The organism is Amycolatopsis sp. H20-H5, from assembly GCF_035828755.1.
Lineage (GTDB): Bacteria > Actinomycetota > Actinomycetes > Mycobacteriales > Pseudonocardiaceae > Amycolatopsis.
On the sequence record NZ_JAYMZS010000077.1, the window covers coordinates 15,838 to 34,752 of the forward strand.

General features: G+C 68.5%; 13 protein-coding genes. 8 read left to right on the top strand and 5 right to left on the bottom strand.

Going from position 1 to position 18,915, the window contains the following annotated elements:
- Positions 1–83 precede the first annotated feature (83 nt).
- Positions 84–1,139: a hypothetical protein gene (locus QMK34_RS32065; RefSeq protein ID WP_326418383.1), complete on the bottom strand. Its 1,056-nt coding sequence runs from the start codon at positions 1,137–1,139 to the stop codon at positions 84–86.
- A gap of 559 nt (positions 1,140–1,698) precedes the next feature.
- Here QMK34_RS32065 and QMK34_RS32070 point away from each other — a divergent pair.
- From QMK34_RS32070 to QMK34_RS32080, 3 genes are all read left to right on the top strand, one after another.
- Complete coding sequence (locus tag QMK34_RS32070; RefSeq protein WP_326418385.1) at positions 1,699–2,757, top strand: sigma-70 family RNA polymerase sigma factor; 1,059 nt, start codon at positions 1,699–1,701, stop codon at positions 2,755–2,757.
- 203 nt (positions 2,758–2,960) lie between these two features.
- Positions 2,961–3,260, top strand: a complete 300-nt coding sequence (locus tag QMK34_RS32075) for a pilin (RefSeq protein ID WP_326418408.1) — start codon at positions 2,961–2,963, stop codon at positions 3,258–3,260.
- Positions 3,261–3,263: 3 nt separating this feature from the next.
- The gene (locus tag QMK34_RS32080; RefSeq protein ID WP_326418386.1) at positions 3,264–5,615 is read left to right on the top strand and encodes a hypothetical protein; all 2,352 of its coding nucleotides are present in this window, start codon (positions 3,264–3,266) and stop codon (positions 5,613–5,615) included.
- A 45-nt stretch (positions 5,616–5,660) separates the two neighbouring features.
- On the opposite strand, the gene QMK34_RS32085 is transcribed toward QMK34_RS32080, so the two are convergent.
- Positions 5,661–7,718: a recombinase family protein gene (locus QMK34_RS32085; RefSeq protein WP_326418387.1), complete on the bottom strand. Its 2,058-nt coding sequence runs from the start codon at positions 7,716–7,718 to the stop codon at positions 5,661–5,663.
- Positions 7,719–7,860: 142 nt separating this feature from the next.
- A complete protein-coding gene (locus QMK34_RS32090) occupies positions 7,861–8,112 on the bottom strand; it encodes a DUF5372 family protein (RefSeq protein WP_326418388.1) in 252 nt (83 codons plus the stop codon).
- Positions 8,113–8,114: 2 nt separating this feature from the next.
- Here QMK34_RS32090 and QMK34_RS32095 point away from each other — a divergent pair, with 2 nt between their 5' ends.
- The 5 genes from QMK34_RS32095 (at position 8,115) to QMK34_RS32115 (ending at position 16,137) form a co-directional block, all read left to right on the top strand.
- Positions 8,115–9,386: a PrgI family protein gene (locus QMK34_RS32095; protein WP_442785258.1), complete on the top strand. Its 1,272-nt coding sequence runs from the start codon at positions 8,115–8,117 to the stop codon at positions 9,384–9,386.
- Positions 9,387–9,390: 4 nt separating this feature from the next.
- Complete coding sequence (locus tag QMK34_RS32100) at positions 9,391–11,352, top strand: VirB4 family type IV secretion system protein (protein ID WP_326418389.1); 1,962 nt, start codon at positions 9,391–9,393, stop codon at positions 11,350–11,352.
- A 62-nt stretch (positions 11,353–11,414) separates the two neighbouring features.
- Positions 11,415–13,958 (top strand): helicase HerA domain-containing protein, encoded by a 2,544-nt coding sequence (locus tag QMK34_RS32105; RefSeq protein ID WP_326418390.1) that lies wholly within the window; start codon positions 11,415–11,417, stop codon positions 13,956–13,958.
- Between the two features lie 76 nt (positions 13,959–14,034).
- On the top strand, positions 14,035–15,126 hold the full coding sequence (locus QMK34_RS32110; protein WP_326418391.1) for a replication-relaxation family protein: 1,092 nt from the start codon (positions 14,035–14,037) through the stop codon (positions 15,124–15,126).
- A 48-nt stretch (positions 15,127–15,174) separates the two neighbouring features.
- On the top strand, positions 15,175–16,137 hold the full coding sequence (locus QMK34_RS32115; protein WP_326418392.1) for a C40 family peptidase: 963 nt from the start codon (positions 15,175–15,177) through the stop codon (positions 16,135–16,137).
- Between the two features lie 472 nt (positions 16,138–16,609).
- Here the strand turns inward: QMK34_RS32115 and QMK34_RS32120 are convergent, their stop codons facing one another.
- Both QMK34_RS32120 and QMK34_RS32125 read right to left on the bottom strand, forming a co-directional pair.
- Positions 16,610–17,755, bottom strand: a complete 1,146-nt coding sequence (locus QMK34_RS32120; protein WP_326418393.1) for a hypothetical protein — start codon at positions 17,753–17,755, stop codon at positions 16,610–16,612.
- 520 nt (positions 17,756–18,275) lie between these two features.
- Positions 18,276–18,797 carry a hypothetical protein gene (locus QMK34_RS32125; protein ID WP_326418394.1) on the bottom strand — a complete coding sequence of 174 codons (522 nt, stop codon included), beginning with the start codon at positions 18,795–18,797 and terminating at the stop codon, positions 18,276–18,278.
- Positions 18,798–18,915 lie beyond the last annotated feature (118 nt).

Below are 18,915 nucleotides of genomic sequence, written 5' to 3' on the forward strand. Positions count from 1 at the left end.
GATGCACCTGCCTTTCACAGAGTCGGGTCGCGATGCGGACGCCGGGCACACAGGCGGCGGAGTGAGTGGCGTAAACACACGAGTCATCGGAGGTCTCCGGGATTCGCGCCGGGCTTGGCAGCTAGCCCGGCGGGGAGTGCGGAGAGGTCTCGGGCCTGGACGAACACGAGCACGTCACCGTGCGCCAGCGCGTGCGCGACGCCCGCATCGCCGACGTCTGCGCGGCCTTGGGCGTGGGTGTGCGCGGCGATGGAGTCGCTGGTGTGCGGGAGCTGGAGGTGACCGTCGCGGATCGGGGTGTGCAGGGTGACGATGTGCTGCAGATAGAGCAGGTCCGCGCTCTGCCCGGCGGCGATCATCGGCCCCGACGGATCGACCAACCGCCCACTGGCCCAGTCACTGTGGGTGTAGACGGCGAGGATGCCGCCGACCGTGAGCAGGTCGGCCGCAGCGAGTGCGACAGCGTCCACCGAACCGTCGCCGGCGCGGTCGGCGGGCAGCGTCGTGATGATCAGATCAACGCGCTCCGCTGTGCGTTCCGCACCGGCGGTTGGCCGTGCGCCGACTGTCGCGGTGGTACCGGCGTGCGCTGCTGTGTGGGCGGCCGGGGTGTCGGTGACGAAGCCGGCCCAGAACGGTCGCGACGACACCCCGGGCAGCGCACCCTCGGGCACCAGACGGGCCAGTGACGCGGCCCGCCCGAGTGCCTCGACCGCGTCCAGCGCGGCGACCACCGTTCCCTCGTCGGGCAGCGACCCCGTGTGGTCGTCCGGGCCGGAACCTGACCCGGGCCCGCCGGCGTGCGGGGTGGGCCAGGAAGTGAGCAGGACGTGGGCGCCGGGGGCGGTGAAGCTTGCGGTGATGGCCTCGATGATCGGCACCGGCCAGACTGCCCTGGGGTCGATCGGGTCCGGTCCGCTCGCCCACACCGTCGCCGGGATCGGCACCGCCGAACGCGGCCGCGACGAGGCACGGGCGGTGTCAGTGCGACGCGGGCGAGGCGTGTCGCCCGGGATGTCCGGCGGCGTGGGGGCTCCGGGGTAAGGGGTGCCGTTGGCGGCGTGGCGGGTGCGGGGCGGGTGAGTGGAGTCGCGTCGGTTCTGCGGCCGATCGGCCGAGGACGGCGAGCGCTGGGTCACGAGTGGCCTCCGGTGTCAGGTACCGCCACGACGGTGCGGCAGGGTGCTTGTGCTGTCACCGGCTAACTCAGAAAAAACGACGATTCGGAGACACCGCCCGGGAGAAAAAGAAACTTTTCTTCATCTCACAAACGCCAGACAGCGCGATGGCGGAAATGAACGCATGACACGAAATACGGGGCGACTCGGAGCGCATCGTCGACGGACAGTGCCGGCGCATCCCCAGCGGGCCAGAAAAACTGTGCGAGCCCTCCGCCAAGCACTGCCGCAAGCCCATCTCGAACACAACGCGCTTGAGGCGCCACCGTGCGCAATACCGCCTCAAGAGCGTCTCATACCCAGCTCAACGTCGAGAAAACTTCGACTCACAGCAGCTCCGCCCCCGCCCTGCCTGCCGCCACCCAACTGGTTGAGCTTTCATCTATCACGGCCTTGAGGCGGTTTTGAGGCGCTTGCGAGACGCCTCTGAGGCGGTTCGGAGACGGTCTTGAGACGCTTGTGAGACGGCCGAAATGGCTTCCTGACTGTGTCGCTTTTCCTTACCTCAGGAGATTCAGTCATGAACCTGCCGTCGTCAGAAAAGAATCCCGACTCGGGAGCGTTCTTTGTGCGCCCCGCCCCTGCCCATATCGCCGATCCTGGGGTGTTCGACGCGGCGCGTACCGCGTTCGCGTGGCTGGTGACCGGGCCGCACCCGGTGGCGTTGGACTGCCGCACGATTGCGGGCCTGCCGGCGCGTCTGGTGCCGCTGGATGAACTCGGCACGCTGCTGCTGCCCCGGGGGAGTGCCGCGCCGGCGCAGGACGCGGCCTGGGCCGCGCTCATCACCCGCTCACGCGCCGAGGGCGGAACGTGGACGGTGGCGTGTGTCGGCCTGGCCCTGCCCCTGCTGCTGCGCGTCGCGGCGACACTGACCCGGCAGTTTCGCGGCGAGGTGCACGACATCCACGCCGCGGTGCTGACCGGGTTCCTCGCCGGACTCACGACGGTCGATCTAGACCGCCGCGCGATCGTGTGGCGCCTGCGGTGGGCCGCCTACCGCGCCGGCCACACCGCCCTGCGCGAAGCACTCGACGCGACCCCGCCGGTGGCCGACCTCACCCACCACACGGCCCCACCCCACCAGTCGAGCGGGCATCCGGACTTCGCTCTGCTCGCCGCTGTCGACGCCGGCGCGATCACCGCGGCGGAAGCCGCGCTGATCGGCGACACCAGGCTCGGAGAACTGTCGCTGGCCGCCGCGGCGCAGGCGCGCGGGCAGACCTACAAGGCGACTCAGCAGGCCCGCCACCGCGCCGAGACCCGCCTCGCCGCTCACCTCGCCGCCACCGGCACGACGGACGTCGGCGACACCGCCGCACACGCACCATCGCAACGACGTACCTCGCGTGCGCCTGCGGTGACACCGCCGAGCGGCACCCGCCGGGATCGGGTGCGTGGTGTCACTCGCCGTACATCCGCGTGGACGGACAAACAGCGGCGCCCGGTGTCTCCCCGCACCCGGAAATCCGGAGTTAGCGAACGCGGACCACACCTACCCGCGCACTCGCCCCGCCCGAGCTCCACCCGGCCTGTGTCCCGGCCGGACCCCACTCAGGAGGCATCCTCATGCGACTGATCCACCGCCACCACCGCGCCGGCCCCCACCGCCGCACACCGGCGTCGCGCCCGCCGACTCGCCGCGACCGCCGCCCCACCACCATGACCCCGCCGCCCACGCGCCACAGCCGCCCGCGCACCTGGCCAACCCGGTCAAGTGCTCCGACCTCTGTGCCGTCCCGTCTGCGTCGGTCGAGGATTCCGCTGGGGCTGATCCTGGCCATGGTGACGCTGGTGTTGTCGGGGTCGGCGGCACGGGCGGAGACGGTGACCTACGTCGCGCTGGCACAGACGGTCGATCAGGTGCTGTCCAACATCCGCAATTGGATCATGGGCATCCTCGCCGGCGTCGTGCTCGTCTTCCTCACCGTCGGCGGGCTGCGCTACCTCATGGCGTCCGGTGATCCCGGCGAGGTCGAGAAGGCGAAGGGCGCGTTCAAAGCCGCCGGTATCGGGTTCGGGCTCGCCGCGCTCGCGCCGATCGTGGTGGAGATCCTCAAGACCATCGTCGGCGGTGTGTAACCGATGCCCGCACACACCCCGCGCTCCCCCAGCCCACCGCCCGCCCGCGGCCGTGCCGCACGCGTCCTGAACAGCCCACCGTCCGCACCCGGCTCCCGCCACCAGCAGTCCGTGCTCCGGAGGATGCCATGGTGTCCGCGCGGACGGCGCGGTCGTCTGCTCGCGGTCGCGGCGGCGCTGTCAGTGACGGTGCTCGGCGTCGTGGCATCCGCCTCCGCCACCCCCGGACCCAGCCTGGCCGCTGCCGCGATGCCCGCCCCGAAACAACCGCCGCCGGTGCCGGTGCCGCCGGATCCCAGCTGCGCACCCGGCTCAGCCGAACCGGTCTGCAACCTTCCCACCACCAGCCCCAGCCACACGATTCCCGCGTCGCCACTGCCGCCGATCACGACACTGCCCGGCCCGGACCCGTCGTGTTTTCCCGGCTCGATACTGCCCGGCTGCGGCCCGATCGGCAGCACACCAACGAGCAGTACGGCACCGCCCTGTGCGGGACCGAACTGCATCCCGCAGCCGACCACCCTCAACCCCAGCGTTCCGCCGGTCGCGCCGATACCCGGCTCGGGTGCCGGGGACGCGGACTGTGGCTTCACCGACCTGTCCGGCTGCATGATCAACGCCGCGACCACCCTGTTCGCCACCGTGGTCGCGGTCGGGTTGACCCCACTGCTGGACCTGCTGGGCAACACCCTGCTCACCACACCCGAACCGGATGATCTGCCCAGCCTCGGCGCGATCTGGACCGAGTCCTGGCACATCTTGCTCACCGCCTACGTCATCCTCGTCCTGCTCGCCGGGATGATCCTCATGGCCTACGAGACACTGCAGGCCCGCTACACCGTCAAAGAACTCGCACCACGTTTAGTCGTCGGGTTCCTCGCCGGGACCCTGTCGTTGTTTCTGGCGACCAAAGGCATCCAGATCGCCAACGCGCTGTCCCACGCCGTCATGGGCGAACAGGCCGACCCGGCCACCATGACCCGCGGCCTAATCACCATGGTGCAGAGCTCACTGCACGGCGGCGGGCTGTTCATCGCGCTGCTCGGCGTCGGGCTGATCGTGATGCTGCTGGTCCTGCTCGTCACGTTCATCGTGCGGGTCATCTTGACGATCCTGCTGATCGCCGCCGCCCCGATCGCCCTGATGTTCCACGCCCTGCCCCACACCGAAGGCATCGCCCACGCGTGGTGGAGAAGCTACGCCGGCGCCCTCGCCGTCCAGGTCGCGCAGTCGCTGACGCTGGTGGTGGGGCTGAAGATCTTCTTCGCCCCGGGCGGGTTCACGCTCTTCGGGCCGACAGTGTCGGCGTGGACGAACCTGCTGCTGTGCATCGCCTTGATGTACGTCCTGATCAAGATCCCGTTCTGGTTCCTGTCGTCGGCGAAGTCGGGCAAGGGATCGATGCTCGGCCGCCTGGTCCGCGGGGTCATCGTGTACAAGACGATGGGCCTGCTCGGCGGCGCCGGCGGTCTGCTCGGCAGACGTGGCGGCAAACGTGGCGGCACACCGCGCACCGGCGGTCCGAGCGCGCCGGCGGATCCGCCGTCCACGCAGTCGGGGCAGTACATGCTGCCCTTGAAGGTGCGGCGGGTATCGAAGCCGTTCCGCACCCGGCGACGCGGCTGGGACGGCCCCGCACGGCCCGGCCTGCTCGGCGACGGCAAACCCGGGCCAGGGCAGCTGTCGCTATTCACCACCAGCGGTCACAGCGGCGACCGGACCGTCGGTCCCAACCCCCGTGCACTGCCACCGAAAGACCTGCCGAACGCGCTCCCCCGCGATCAGCTCGGGTTGCCACTCACCGTGCGCCACGACCCACACCGGACACCACCGCGCACCCTGGCCGACGACCTCGCCACCGGGCGGCCCGCACCTGTGGCGATGCGCCAGCCGGGACTGCTCATGCCCGACGGGCGAGTCAACCGCCAAGCCCAGCCGCCGGCGAACCTGCCTCGCGCGATGCTCGCGCCCAGCACCGGGATGCTGCCCATCCACCTGCCGCCCCAGACACCCCGCGCGCCCCGGCGAACCATCGCCGATCAACTCGCCGACCCTTCCCGCAGCAACCGCGCCCCGCAAACCGGGCCAGGCCTGATCACGCCGTCCGGGCAGATCAACCGCGCGGCTCGCGCGTCCCGCCGCCCTGCATCCGACGCCTACACCGGTAATCGGCCGCTGGCGTCCGGGCAGTACCCGCTGCCGCTTGGCGTGCGCCGCCAAGCCAAACCTGCCCCCGCCGATCCGCCGCCCGCCCCGCGCCCGGCCCGGCCGACGGCCCCGAAGAAGCCAGCAGGGCGGCAGTTGCCGCTGCCGCTGGATCTTCCCGCGCGTCCACGGCGCCCGAAGAAGAAGTGAGGAACCACGACCATGTCCAGACCCGTTCGCATACCGACGGTCGTTTCATACTGCCTCTCCTGCGGTTGTTGGGACGGTTCGTGTGACGCGGAACGAGTTCGCGACCTGCTGCCGGTAAAGCTCCTGGGTGGCCTCGTCCCACGGGATGCACCAGCGGCCGGCTGCGCCGCGGCGGGCGGGCAACTGGCCTTTGCGGATCCAGTTGCCGACCGCCTTGGGCGCGACGCCGAGCTGCGCGGCGGCCTGGGCGATGCTGACCTCACCCTCCCCGACCGCCGCGGTGCGGGGCGCGGGGATGCCGTAGGTGTCGCGGACCCGGGCAACGGCGGCGGTGTCCCAGGGACGTCCTTTGCCCGTGGTCAGGCCAGCCGCGTTGAGCTCCGTGGCGAGTTGCTCGCTAGTGCGTGTCGCGCCGTGCCGGCGGATGATCTCCAGCGCGGTGGCCGGGGTGCGGCCAGGGCCCTTGCGGCTGACGGTGACCTCGTCGGTGGCGCCGGTGTGCCAGCGCACCCCGATCCGGGCCTCGCGGGGATCGGCGGTGGGCAGCAGGGTGACGTCGGCGACGAGGGTGCGCAGCAGCCGTTTGCGGTCACGCGGGCTGGTGTCCGGGTCGTCCCACAACCGCGGCAGATCCGCCGCCAACGCCTCCAACGTCGACCGCTCGGGCAGCGGTGGCTTGGCTGCCCGAGCGGTCTCCAGCGCCGTTTCCGCCTCGGCCACCGCAGCGAGCTTGGTTTCCCAGCGGGATTCCAGACTCCTTGCCACCAAACGGTTTTCCGGCTCCACCTGACTGAACGCGCGTTCGGCGCGGTCCGCTTCGTAGCGGGCGCGTTCGACCGTGAGTTCGGCGGCCCGGTGCGAGCGGACATGCCGCTCGGTCACCTCATCAGCCACCGCCAGCGCGGCGGTGATCTGCTCCGGGGTCACGGCTTTGAGCAGCAACTCGGAGACGATCGCGTCGACGGTGGAGGCGGTGACCGAGCGGCAGCGCGCGGTCTTGGCCTGGTCGCGGGCGCTGGAGCACTCGTAGTGCACGTAGTGGCGGTTGCCGTAGCGGGTGCCCATCCGCGCGCCGCAGCCGCCGCAGTGGACGATGCCCTGACACAACGCGATGCCTTCGCGGGGTGGACGGGCACCGGCGTTGGTCTGGTTCGCGGCGAGTATGGCCTCGTTGTCCAGGTACTGCTGCCAGCTGATGTAGCCCTCGTGGTGGTCCTGGATCAGGACCGTCCACTCGTCGCGGGCGCGGGTGCGGCGCGCCGAGCGCACCGTGCCATCAGGCTGGACGCGGCGTGTGTCGTAGCTGCGGCCGTAGGTGTAGGCCCCGGCGTAGGCGGGGTTCTTCAGCGCCTGCAGCACCCGGTAGTGGCCGAGCTTGCCCCACTTCAGCTGACCGGCCCACGCGCCGCCGTAGGCGCGTTGCGGGAACAACCTGCCGGTCTCGGCGAACGCCTTGACCACCCCGAACGCCGAGCCTGTGCGCGCGAACTCGGCGAACAGGTCCTCCACCGCGGTGCGGACCTGTTCATCCGGGTCGATCACGACCTGGCCGTCGAGGTCGTAGACGAACCCGACGGCCAGCTTGGCGCGCAGCTCGCCGCGGTGCGCGGCGGCCAGCTTCGCGCCGTGCAACCGGCCAGCCAGCAGATGAAGCTCGGCCTCCGACATGCTTCCCTTGAGCCCCAACAACAAACGGTCGTTGACGTCGCCCAGATCGTAGACTCCGTCGCCGTCGATCAGGAGCGTGTCGGTCAGCCTGGCCAGTTCCAGCAGCCGCGCGAACTCCGCCGACGAGCGCGCCAGCCGCGAGACTTCCAGCCCGAAGATCGCACCGACCTCGCCCAGACAGACCCGCGAGATGAGCTCGCGGAACCCGTCGCGTTCGGACCCGAAGCGACCCGACACACCCAGGTCGGCGTCGACGACGAGGACCTGCTCGGCGGTCCAGCCGAGCTCCACCGCGACCGCGGACAGGCCGTACTGCCGCGCGGTCGACTCGCCGTGGTCGCGGACCTGCATCATCGTCGACTGCCGCACATACACCACCGCGCTGCGGGAGCGGTGTTCCGTGGTGATCTTCGACGCCCCGTTCACCGGTGCCACCGCCGCGATTGTCCTTGCGCAGCAACGATTCGACCATGTTCGCCACGGCCATCACCGCCTCGCCACACCAGGCCGCGGCCACCATGCCTCACTCCTGACCCAGCAGAGCCGTCGCCGTCGAATCCGAGCATCACCAAGATCATCATTCACCCACCAGGGTGGCGCTGTCACGGCGCCCCAGCAGCGCGTCGGCTACCTCGCGCAACGCCGTCAGCCCGTCGGCCGAGAGCCGCTGCTCACCGGCCGGCGCGCCGCGATCGGTCCACTCCTGCCGCAGCGTCACCCGCTGCTGGCCGTCGACCTCGCACACGAACCACAGCCCCCGCCGCGTGCGCCGCTCGAACAAGACCGGCAACTCCCGGCCACACAACGGATGAAACGGATGGGTAACCACCAATGAGCTACCACGACTCCCGAGCGAACGTGTCGTATGCGGTACGTATCCCCGCTGACGTCGATCGCCCAGACCGCGTCCTCGGCCCGCTGACCGCCCGGCAGCTGGCGATCCTCGGCATCGCCGGCCTGCTACTCTACGCCCTCTACGGCGCCACCCACGCGTTCCTGCCGGCACCGGTGTTCCTGGTATTCGCCGTCCCGGTGGGGATCGCGGTCACCGTCATCGCGCTCGGGCACCGGGACGGCGTGGCGCTGGATCGGTTGCTGCTGGCCGCGATCCGCCAGAGGCTCGCCCCACGCCACCGCGTGTCGGCGCCAGAGGGCGTGCGCCCGGCGCCCGCGTGGCTGATCACCGACACACAGCGGGCCGACCATGGCGATAGCAGCCGCAGGCGCCGCCGATCGCACGACGAGGTCGCGCCGACGCCACTGGAGCTGCCCGCGCACGGGGTAAGCGGGACCGGCGGGCAGCCCGGGGTGGTCGATCTCGGGCCGGACGGGCTGGCGGTGATCGCGGTCTGCTCCACAGTCAACTTCTCCCTGCGCACACCCGGCGAACAGGAAGCGCTCGTCGCCTCGTTCGCGCGATACCTGCATTCGCTGACCGCGCCGGTGCAGTTCCTCATCCGCGCCGAACGACTCGACCTCGCCCCCCAGATCGCGGAACTGCGCGCCCGCGCCGGCGGCCTGCCCCACCCCGCCCTCGAAGCCGCCGCACGCGACCACGCCGACTACCTCGACGAACTGACCCGCCACGCCGACCTGCTGCGCCGCCAAGTGCTGCTGGTCCTGCGCGAACCGACCCGCACCCTGGCCCCGGCCAACAGAGTCAGCCTGGGAAAGCCGCCGTGGCGACGGCCGGCACCTGCTGCCAAGGGTGACCCGGGAGTGCGCCAGGCGGCCGAACAACGACTGGTGAGGCGCCTGGGCGAAGCCGCCGAACTGCTGACCCCCGCAGGGATCGTCGTCACCGCACTCGACGCCTCCACCGCGACCGGGGTGCTGGCCGCGGCCTGCAACCCCGACACGTTCCTCCCACCCTCAGCTGGGCTCGCCGGGTCCGACGAGGTCGTCACCAGCACCACCACCTTCACCGACCTCTACAGCTCCGACGAGCACACCGCTGCAGCTCGGCGCGCTGCTCGACCCCCAGCCTCCGAGACACCGACCTCGCCACAGCCGGGGTCCCGGTCCGGTCCGTGGCTGGCCGAGGACGAGGACTGGGACTACGACGACGAGCTGGCCGACCGCGACGACACCGAAGGCAGGTAACACCATGTCCCGCACTCACCCCCGCACTCCGCGGTCCGGGTCGGCGTCCGCCGGAGCCTTCACACCTGACGCGCTCTCGGTCGGCACCCGGCACCTAGAGGTCGGCAACGAATGGGTCGCCTCCTTCGGCGTCACCGGCTACCCCCAAGAGGTCTACCCGGGCTGGCTCGCTCCCCTGCTGACCTATCCCGCGCGGCTCGACGTGTCCGTACACATCCAGCCCGTCGACCCCGCCACCGCCGCCAGCGGCCTGAAGAAACAACGCGCCCGCCTCGAATCCTCCCGACGCCACCACGCCAGACAAGACCACCTCGACGACCCCGATCTCGACGCCGCGGCCGAAGACGCCGCCGACCTGTCCCGGCGTATCGCACGCGGCGAAGGGCGCTTGTTCAAGTTCGGGCTGTATTTGACGATCCACGCCCCCGACGAGGACACGCTCGCCGAGGAAGTGTCCGCGTTGCGATCGCTGTGCGCGTCGCTCCTGCTGGACGCGAAACCCGCCACCTACCGGGCGTTGCAGGGCTGGGTCACCACCCTGCCGCTCGGGCTCGACTCGCTCGGTCTGAAGAGGACATTCGACACCGCCGCCGTCTCGGCCGCGTTCCCGTTCACCTCACCGGATCTGCCGCCGACGGACCCGACATCGACCGCGCCGACCGGAGTCCTCTACGGCTACAACGTCAGCTCCCAAGGCCTGGTGCACTGGGACCGGTTCGCGTGCGACAACTACAACGCGATCGTCCTCGGCCGTAGCGGTTCCGGGAAGTCCTACCTCGTCAAACTCGAAACCCTCCGCTCCCTCTACCGACGGATGCGGCCACCCGCCGACGCCGACGACGGGGGCGGGTGGGCGGCGGATGGGGTGCAGGCGTTCGTCATCGACCCCGAAGACGAATACGCCCGCCTCGCCTCCGTCGTCGGCGGCACCTACGTCCACCTCGGTGCCGGGGGCGTGCGACTCAATCCCTTCGATCTGCCGATCCAGACCGGCGCGAACGGTCGCCGGACCGCGCCACACGACGCGCTCAACCGGCGAGCGCTGTTTCTCCACACCGTGCTGGCCGTCCTGTTCGGCACCGACATCACCGCGGGCGAACGTGCCGTTCTCGACACCGCCATCACCGGCACCTACGGGCGTGCCGGGATCACCCAGGACCCGCGGACGTGGACTCGTCCGGCGCCGCTGATGCGGGATCTCCGCGACACCCTCACCGCCGCAGGCGATGCGGTCGCGGCCGATCTGGCCGCCCGATTGCATCCGTTCGTCGACGGCGCGTTCGCTGACCTCTTTGACGGGCCCACCACTACCGCACCCGATGGACACCTGGTCGTGTTCTCCCTGCGTGACCTGCCTGACGAGCTCAAAGCCATTGGCACGTTGCTGACGCTCGACGCGGTGTGGCGGCGGGTGTCGAACCCGGCGCACCGACGGCCACGGCTGGTCGTGGTGGACGAGGCGTGGCTGCTGATGCAGCAACCCGAAGGCGCGAAGTTCCTCTTCCGCATGGCCAAAGCCGCCCGCAAACACTGGGCCGGACTCACCGTCGCGACGCAAGACACCGCCGACGTCCTGAGCTCCGACCTCGGACGGGCGGTCGTGGCGAACGCCGCGACAGTCGTACTGCTGCGGCAATCCTCCCAGGCCATCGACGAGATCGCCGACACCTTCGACCTCGCCGCCGGGCAACGCCACTTCCTGCTCTCCGCCGACCGCGGCCAGGGGCTCCTTGGCTCGGGCACGGAGTGGGTGGCGTTTCAGTCGCTCGCGTCGCCGACCGAGAACTTCTTGGTCACCACTGACCCCGCCGAGCTGGCGGCCTTCGCCGACGAGGACCCCGCGGGCACCGACACCAGCTTGCGCGACGCGTACATCGACCTCGGCCCCGACGACGGTCGACGAGATGCCCCCGAGCACGACTACGCCGGGGATGGCGACAAGCACGTCGAGCTCGACGTCGCCTGACCCACCACACCTTGTCCGGTTTTGTCACTGATGTGCCACCTTGTCGAAAGGGTTGACCCGCCATGCCGCTGTACTCGCACCCGCACCAAAGCTGGTTCGGTGACTATCTGCGCGACCCCGGCACCGCGGGCCGCACTGTCCTGCTCGGCCTGCGCGACTGGGCGCTGGCGTGGGGTCCGGTCGTGGTGCCGGTTCTCGTGGTCGCTGTGGCGGGTTGGGTGGTGGGGCGTCGGTGGTGGCGGGCCCGCTGCCACGCCACGCTGCAGACTGATGCACGCTGCATCACGGTGCTCGCGCCGCCCACGGTCGACCCGGCTGGCGGGACCGCGATCTGGTCCAACCTCGTCGGGCTCCTACGACCGGCGTGGAAGCGATGGTTCACCGGCCAGCCACACCTCGCCCTCGAGTACACCTTCTCCGAACACGGCGTCTCCATCCGGTTCTGGGTCCCCGGAGTCGTCCCGCCGAGCCTGGTGGAACGCGCCATCGAAGCCGCCTGGCCCGGGTCCCATACCCGCACCACCCCTGCCACATCGCCGCTGCCCGCCCCGGCCGCCGGGCGGCGGCAGATCTCGGTGGGTGGGCAGCTGCGGCTGGCACGGTCGGAGGCGTTGCCGATCCGGACCGGGTTCGACGCCGACCCCATCCGCGGGCTGCTCGGCGCCCCCGTCGGGCTCGGGCGCGAGGACCACGCCGGCGTCCAGATCCTCGCCCGCCCGGTTACCGGGCGCCGTGTCGCCCAGGCTCGCCGTGCCGCGCGCCGTGTCCACACCGGATCTTCGGCGCGGGTCGGCGGCCGGATCCTGGACCTGGTCACCCCGGGCGCGAAAGCTACCCGGGCCGGGCGGAGCACCGACAGTCGCCGGATCAGCCAGGACCCGCAACTGTCGCTGGAATACTCGGCCCAGAACAAGGCGATCGTCGGCAAACAGCGCGGTTCGCAGTACGAGACGGTCGTCCGCTACGCCGTCACCGCGAACCTCGCCTCCGACGCGGCGGAGGGCGCGGTCCGCCAAGCTCGCGATACCGCCCGCGGGCGGGCGCACGCGCTCGCGGCGAGTTTCGCCGCCTACACCGACCACAACCACTACACCCGCACCCGCCTCCACCATCCCGCCCGCGAACTCGCGTCCCGGCGCCTCGAGCGCGGAGACCTGCTGTCGGTACCGGAGCTCGCGGTCATCGCGCACCTGCCCGTCGACGCCGAAATCCCCGGAGTCGAACGCGCCGGAGCCAAAGCCGTCTCACCACCACCCGGCGTCGCGACACCGGGCCCAGAGGTCAAAGCATTGGGTGTCGCCGACAGCGGCCATGCCCGCCCCATCGGCCTGCGCGTCCCCGACGCCCGCCATCACCTGCATGTCCTCGGCGCGACCGGATCGGGGAAGTCGACGTTGTTGGGCAACATGATCCTCGATGACGCCGATGCCGGGCGGGGCATCGTGCTCATCGACCCCAAAGGCGACCTCGCCACCGACGTCCTGTCCCGCCTCCCCCGCACCGCCGCCGACCGCGTCGTGCTGTTCGACGCCGACTCCCTGCACCGCCCGCCGTGCCTCAATCCCTTGGAAGGTGGGGAGACCGATCGGGAAGTGGACAATCTGGTGTCGGTGTTCCGGCGGGTGTACTCGGCGTTCTGGGGACCGCGCACCGACGACCTCATGCGCGCCGCCTGCCTCACCCTCCGCGCCCAAGAAGGCACCCCCACCCTCGCCGACCTACCGAAACTGCTGAGCAGTGAAGCGTTCCGATCCAGGATCACCGCGGGGCTGACCGACCCCGTGCTCACCGGGTTCTGGGAGTGGTACGACGAACTGACCGACTCCAGCCGCTCCCAAGTCATCTCACCCCTGATGAACAAGCTCCGGGCGTTCCTGCTGCGACCCTTCGTGAAAGAAGCCATCGCCGGCGGCCGCTCCACCGTCGACATGGCCCAGGTTCTCGACGAGGGCGGCATCTGCCTCGTCCGGATCCCGAAAGGATCGTTGGGCGAGGAGACGACGCGGCTGGTCGGGTCGCTGGTCGTCGCCCGCACCTGGCAGGCCACCACTGCTCGCGCCCGCGTCCCCCAACGCCTGCGACCGGACGCCAGCCTGATCGTCGACGAGTGCCACAACTTCCTCAACCTGCCCTACCCACTGGAGGACATGCTCGCCGAAGCCCGCGGGTTCCGGGTCTCGATGACCCTGGCGCATCAGCACCTCGGGCAACTGACCCGGGAACTGAAAGAGGGCATCTCGACCAACGCCCGCTCCAAAATCTTCTTCAACGCCTCCCCCGAGGACGCGCGTGAGCTGGCGCGGCATACGGCGCCGCGGCTGTCCGAACACGACCTCGCCCACCTCGGCGTCTACCACGTCGCCGCCCGCCTCGTCGTGCACGGCGCGGAGACCGAACCGTTCACCATGACCACCACCGCCATGCGCCCCCCGGTTCCCGGCCGGGCGAAAGAGATCCGTGCCGCCCTTCGCCGCAACCGCGGCGGCGACAGCACCTCACCCCGCCCGGTGAGCCCGACTGGGCTGTCGCGTCCGGCGGCCGGTTCGGGTCGGAGCAGGCCGGAGGCGAGGGCCCGCAAGACCGATCCGCGCCGGATCGAACCATGACATACCACCTGAGAGACACCCCTGACTGGTTATCCACAGGGTTGTCCACAGAACTTTATGTGGAAGGACGTTCACGTTGATCACCACGACGACTCGTCAGCACACTCTGCGCCAGCACCTGCCCGGTGCCACCGCTGCCCGCGCGGCCAGCTCCGTGGAACACCAGGCCGCGCTCGCGGCCAGGCTCACCCGCCGGGACAAGTGGCTGCTGGCATTGCTGCACGAGCATCGGGTCCTGACCTCTGCGCAGGTGTTCGACGCGGCGTTCCCCTCCAGCCGCGCCGCCCGGCAGCGGCTGCGGGAGCTGTACCTGTGGCGCGCGGTCAGCCGGTTCCAGCCGTTCCAGCAACTCGGCTCCGCGCCGATGCACTACGTGCTGGGCCCTGCCGGCGCCGCCGTGCTCGCCGCCGAACACGGCCTCGAGGTCAAAGACCTCGGCTACCGGCACGACCGGGCCATGGCGATCGCGCACAATCAGCGCCTCGCGCACACCGTCGGGGTCGCCGACTTCTTCACCTCGCTGATCGCCCGCGCCCGCCGCCACCCAACGGATTCCCCCTCCACCCTGTCCGAGGCCGTGACGGCCTGGTGGTCGGAAACACGGTGCGGACGGCACTTCGGAGACCTGGTCATCCCCGATGCCTACGGCCGCTGGCACAGCGCTCGCGGCGAGCTCGAGTTCTTCCTGGAATTCGATACCGGCACCGAATCCCTGACCAAAGTGTCACGCAAACTCGCCGCCTACGCCCGGCTGGCCGACTCCACCGGCATCGCCACGCCCGTGCTGATCTGGCTGCCGAGCAGCCGCCGCGAAGCCGGAGCTCGCACCGCATTGGCACGCATCCACGCCGAGCTCGAACACCGCGAGGCCGTACCCGTCGCCACCGCCGCGGCCGACCTGCTCGACCCCGCCAGTCGCCACCCCAGTCCCGCAGAGGAGGTCTGGCTTCCCCTGACCGCCGGCCGTGAACGGCGAGTGGCACCGCGCTACGCACTCGGCGAGCTAGCAGCTGCGTGGCCGCGCCTGACGCCACCGCCGACCGTGCGCCCGATCGGGCACACCAGCGAGGAGAACGCGGCGAGCGGCGCGGCCGCATACCGGCTGCCCCCACCATGGCCGATCCCGCCCGACACGAGCCCGAACATCCCCAGCCACACCACCAGCTGACCACCCAGCATCCAGGGACTTCTTAGTGCAGGAGGTGTCACCGCAACCATGGGCAGCAAGATCGGGATCACCATCGCCGGGGTCCTCGCCGTCCCGCTGATTCTGGCCGCCGGCCTGGTCGGCATCATCAGCGCGCTCTCCGGCAGCGGCGGCAGCGGAGTCGACTGCGTGCCCGGCGGCGCGACCACCGGCACTGTCACTGGGTATGGACCAGATCAGACCACGAACGCCGCGACCATCGTCGCCGTCGGCAAGCGACTGCAGGTCCCGGCACCGGGCTGGGTCATCGCGGTCGCGGTCGCCATTCAGGAATCCACCCTGCATAACCTCGACCACGGCGACCGCGACAGCCTCGGCCTGTTCCAGCAACGACCCTCCCAAGGCTGGGGCACCCCCGCCCAGATCATGGAACCCGCCTACGCCGCCACCCAGTTCTATCAACACCTCACCGCCGTCCCAGGCTGGCAGCAGATGAGCCTCAACGACGCGGCCCAGACCGTGCAGCGCTCCGGTACACCGAACGCGTATGGGCAGCATGAGAACACCGCCGAGGCGATCGTGGCGGCCGTCGCCGGAGTCTCGTGCTCGTCTACGGTCGGGACCGGGGACTGCGGCAACATCACCGCGCCCACCTCGGCCGCCTTCATGGCCATAAATTATGCGTGTAGTCAGCGAGAATTGCCGTATGTGTGGGGAGGCGACGGGCCCGACGCTGGCGAGGCAGGGTTTGACTGCAGCGGCCTCACCCGAGCCGCCTACAACGCGGCAGGAATAGCGTTGCCACGCACCGCACGCACACAATTCGCCGTCGGACCCCGGGTGCCTGACGGGCAGCCACTGCTACCGGGAGACCTCGTGTTCTACGGCACCGCGAGCAACATCCATCACGTCGGCCTCTACATCGGCGGAGGGCAGCTAATCAACGCTCCAACGTTCGGCAAACCTGTCCAGACCGGTCCCTACCGCTACCCCCACGATGACTATTTCGGGGCGACGAGGCCATCGAACTAACCATTATTGCATTTGATGCAACATTGGCCGTGATTCGTTGTTGCTGGTTCTTGCTGGTCAAGGCGTTGTCCCATGATCTCGCTGTGAGGCGCGGCGTGTCGTTGACCTGGACTGTCCGATGTGGATGCAACGATGTTGTATCCACTGCAACCGGAGGTTCGGGTGGCGCGACAGGTTGAGCTGGACGGCGCGACGCATCTGATGCTGCCGCCCCGGGGGGCGACACTTGGACGAGACCGGTTCCTGCGGGCGGAGACCATCGCGCCGCAGGTGCGGCTGGTCCGGCGATTCGCTGAATTCACCTCGACATCGCTCAGGCCGGCTGCCGTATCGCCTTAGATAGGCCCTCAATCAAGTAGCTCGGAATCCAACTCACTTTGCTGGCGATCACATCCCACGGAGACCTGAAGTCAGGTGTTCAAATGCAGTCAGGTTTACACGGAATGCGCAACTAGCATCGATTAGAAATCGATTAGATACCGTCCAGCAGTCCCGTCTTCTTTATCCGTGCGACGTGTCGACCATGCTCTTTATCGTCCTGCATGACGGGGATTTCGAGCATCAAGCGCCACGCTTCTTCAAGACATTCCGTTTCAAACTGCCCAGACTTTCGAGAATACAGGCGAATCAACCCAAGGGCGAGTCGATTGCCACATACAACAGTGGCCAGCAACTTATCGAGGTCCTCGCCTATGGGATCAACGCTAGGTGCCACATCCTGGTCTTTCCGCTCAATAGCGTCGTCAACTGAATGAAGTACTGTCATCATCAAATTCCATGCTCTCTGACCGTCAGCGCGCCACGCGGAACGTGACAGTTCTGCCTCCCGAAGCAAAGGAGCTACGCGAAGTTTTTCAGGGTCGAAGTATCCCGCCATTACCATGGCACCCATCGCGCCGAGCAGTAGCTGGGTCTGCGCAACGAGTGCACCAAACGGATCGGCAGCAACGGACTCGCTCCACTCCGCTAGCGCTGACCTGTAGCCATACTCGTCGCACCGCAACCGCGCTCGAAGAAGTTGAACAGCAGCCTCGGCGCAACGTCGCGGGAGCTGCGTCGACTCGGGTACGACGTATGCTCGACCAACGTACTTAGAGTTCTTCGGAAGGCTTCCAAACTCGGTCACTAACGCCTGGCGTCTCGCCCCGCTCATGAACAGATCTACGATGTCCGTCCGAGACCAAACCTCGCACATTAGACCAGGCACACCCGCTGTCATGACTTCATTAATCAACAATGGATGCGTGCCCGGGTAATTGACAACGAAGACCCACTTCTGCATGAATGCCGGTATGTCGAAATTTTTGACCGAACTTTCGAGATCTGAACGAAATTTAGCGACAGCACCCCTGATGCGAAAGTATGGATCAGGGCCGTAACAGGCAAAGACTGTACGCTCGGACTGCAAGTAGCCGTCGCAGCCCTGGTCTCCAAGGCGGCCTAAAGCGGCTGTATCGCGGTAGCCGCGGCCATGGACCGTACGCATGACACGATCGAAGAGACGCTGGAATCCATCGGCTTTCACGCTCCGGAGTTCAACATCCAGCCGGATCTGATAATAATTCCGCACCCAGTCGGGCGCTTCGCAAAGACGATCAAAGCTCAGCTTCTCTGCCATGCTCCGATGATAAGCGGTCGAATCGATCAGAAGCTGGAGGCGCTGGTCAGACGTGTTCTACCGGATGCTGCCGACTGCTCGGCAACCACCCGCGTGGCCCTGCGGGGCCCTTCATGTCAAGCCTCCGGTGCCGATCACAGGTCAGCAAGAGCAGGCACCGCCTCGCCCCCAGCCCGGCGTCGCGGCCACTGATGACAAGCCGCATGCAGCGAATACGACACGGTTCGAATACCTACCCTCCACCAGTTGCGCGTGGTACCGGGGTGTAGTCTCCGCGCCGATCTGAGCATTTCCGCGTATAAGTGAGCACTGCGTGAACATTTGCTCAGACGCTGCGGAAGATCCGCTGGCGCCCGGTCCGGTGTCGGTGTCACCGACACCGAGTGTTTAAGTAAGCGTGGAAACCAGTGGCGGACGAACCGATCACCTTGCACGGAAGTGCCATTTCACAGGATCGACGTTGCTCATGTTCGCAGGGAAAGGACAAGGTCACATCCGCATCGTGGTGCCGCGGCAACCCTTAATTACCGTAATCCTCTTCGCGGCGCAGAAGCAAAGAATATTGCCCGCGTGCGTGCCTGCTACCCGTTTCGGCTACCCCTGTTGTCACACCTTCGAATTTGAGGTAATAGGGAGAACCACCCTCGTCGATCCATTCACACTGGAGCAGCTGGACATCGTGGCCGACCAGCCCGGTAACCGGGTCGAGCAAGCTGTGGGCAATGTCGCGAAGCTGCGGACCCTCAGAGCATTCAACCTTGATAGTATTGTCAGCTTCCCACACATCTATCCAGGCCGTCGCATTGAGCAGGTGCAGGCGACGTAGCAGACGGCTGGCCAGCGTCGGGTTTGCCCGTATGCGCCTGTTCTCCTGCAGGAAACGCCTCTCTTCCGCTGTAAGTTCCGGTTCGTGCACGAAGAACTTCTTCTCGGCTCCGAGGTACTGGTCGCGCGCCACTGACATGGCTGTCGACCATTGTGCTGCGGTGACACCTTTTAGGAGGATCTTGGCGTCAGTCGAATGTCCGTCGATGCCGAGCATGCGGAGTGTCACGCCGTGACGATTGGCGATCACGCGGAGGCCTGGAACACCTGCGCTCTCGTCGTCGTGGCTGCACGGTGCCATGCCGAACGGGAGAGGCCCGAGTGCCCGCAGCCGT

What these genes read in the sequence shown, in the direction of transcription:
- QMK34_RS32125 (WP_326418394.1), bottom strand. Translation starts at nt 18,797, where the DNA reads ATGCTCGGCATCGACGGACATTCGACTGACGCCAAGATCCTCCTAAAA.
- QMK34_RS32070 (WP_326418385.1), top strand. Translation starts at nt 1,699, where the DNA reads ATGAACCTGCCGTCGTCAGAAAAGAATCCCGACTCGGGAGCGTTCTTT.
- QMK34_RS32105 (WP_326418390.1), top strand. Translation starts at nt 11,415, where the DNA reads ATGCCGCTGTACTCGCACCCGCACCAAAGCTGGTTCGGTGACTATCTG.
- QMK34_RS32100 (WP_326418389.1), top strand. Translation starts at nt 9,391, where the DNA reads ATGTCCCGCACTCACCCCCGCACTCCGCGGTCCGGGTCGGCGTCCGCC.
- QMK34_RS32075 (WP_326418408.1), top strand. Translation starts at nt 2,961, where the DNA reads ATGGTGACGCTGGTGTTGTCGGGGTCGGCGGCACGGGCGGAGACGGTG.
- QMK34_RS32120 (WP_326418393.1), bottom strand. Translation starts at nt 17,755, where the DNA reads ATGGCAGAGAAGCTGAGCTTTGATCGTCTTTGCGAAGCGCCCGACTGG.
- QMK34_RS32095 (WP_442785258.1), top strand. Translation starts at nt 8,115, where the DNA reads ATGAGCTACCACGACTCCCGAGCGAACGTGTCGTATGCGGTACGTATC.
- QMK34_RS32115 (WP_326418392.1), top strand. Translation starts at nt 15,175, where the DNA reads ATGGGCAGCAAGATCGGGATCACCATCGCCGGGGTCCTCGCCGTCCCG.
- QMK34_RS32080 (WP_326418386.1), top strand. Translation starts at nt 3,264, where the DNA reads ATGCCCGCACACACCCCGCGCTCCCCCAGCCCACCGCCCGCCCGCGGC.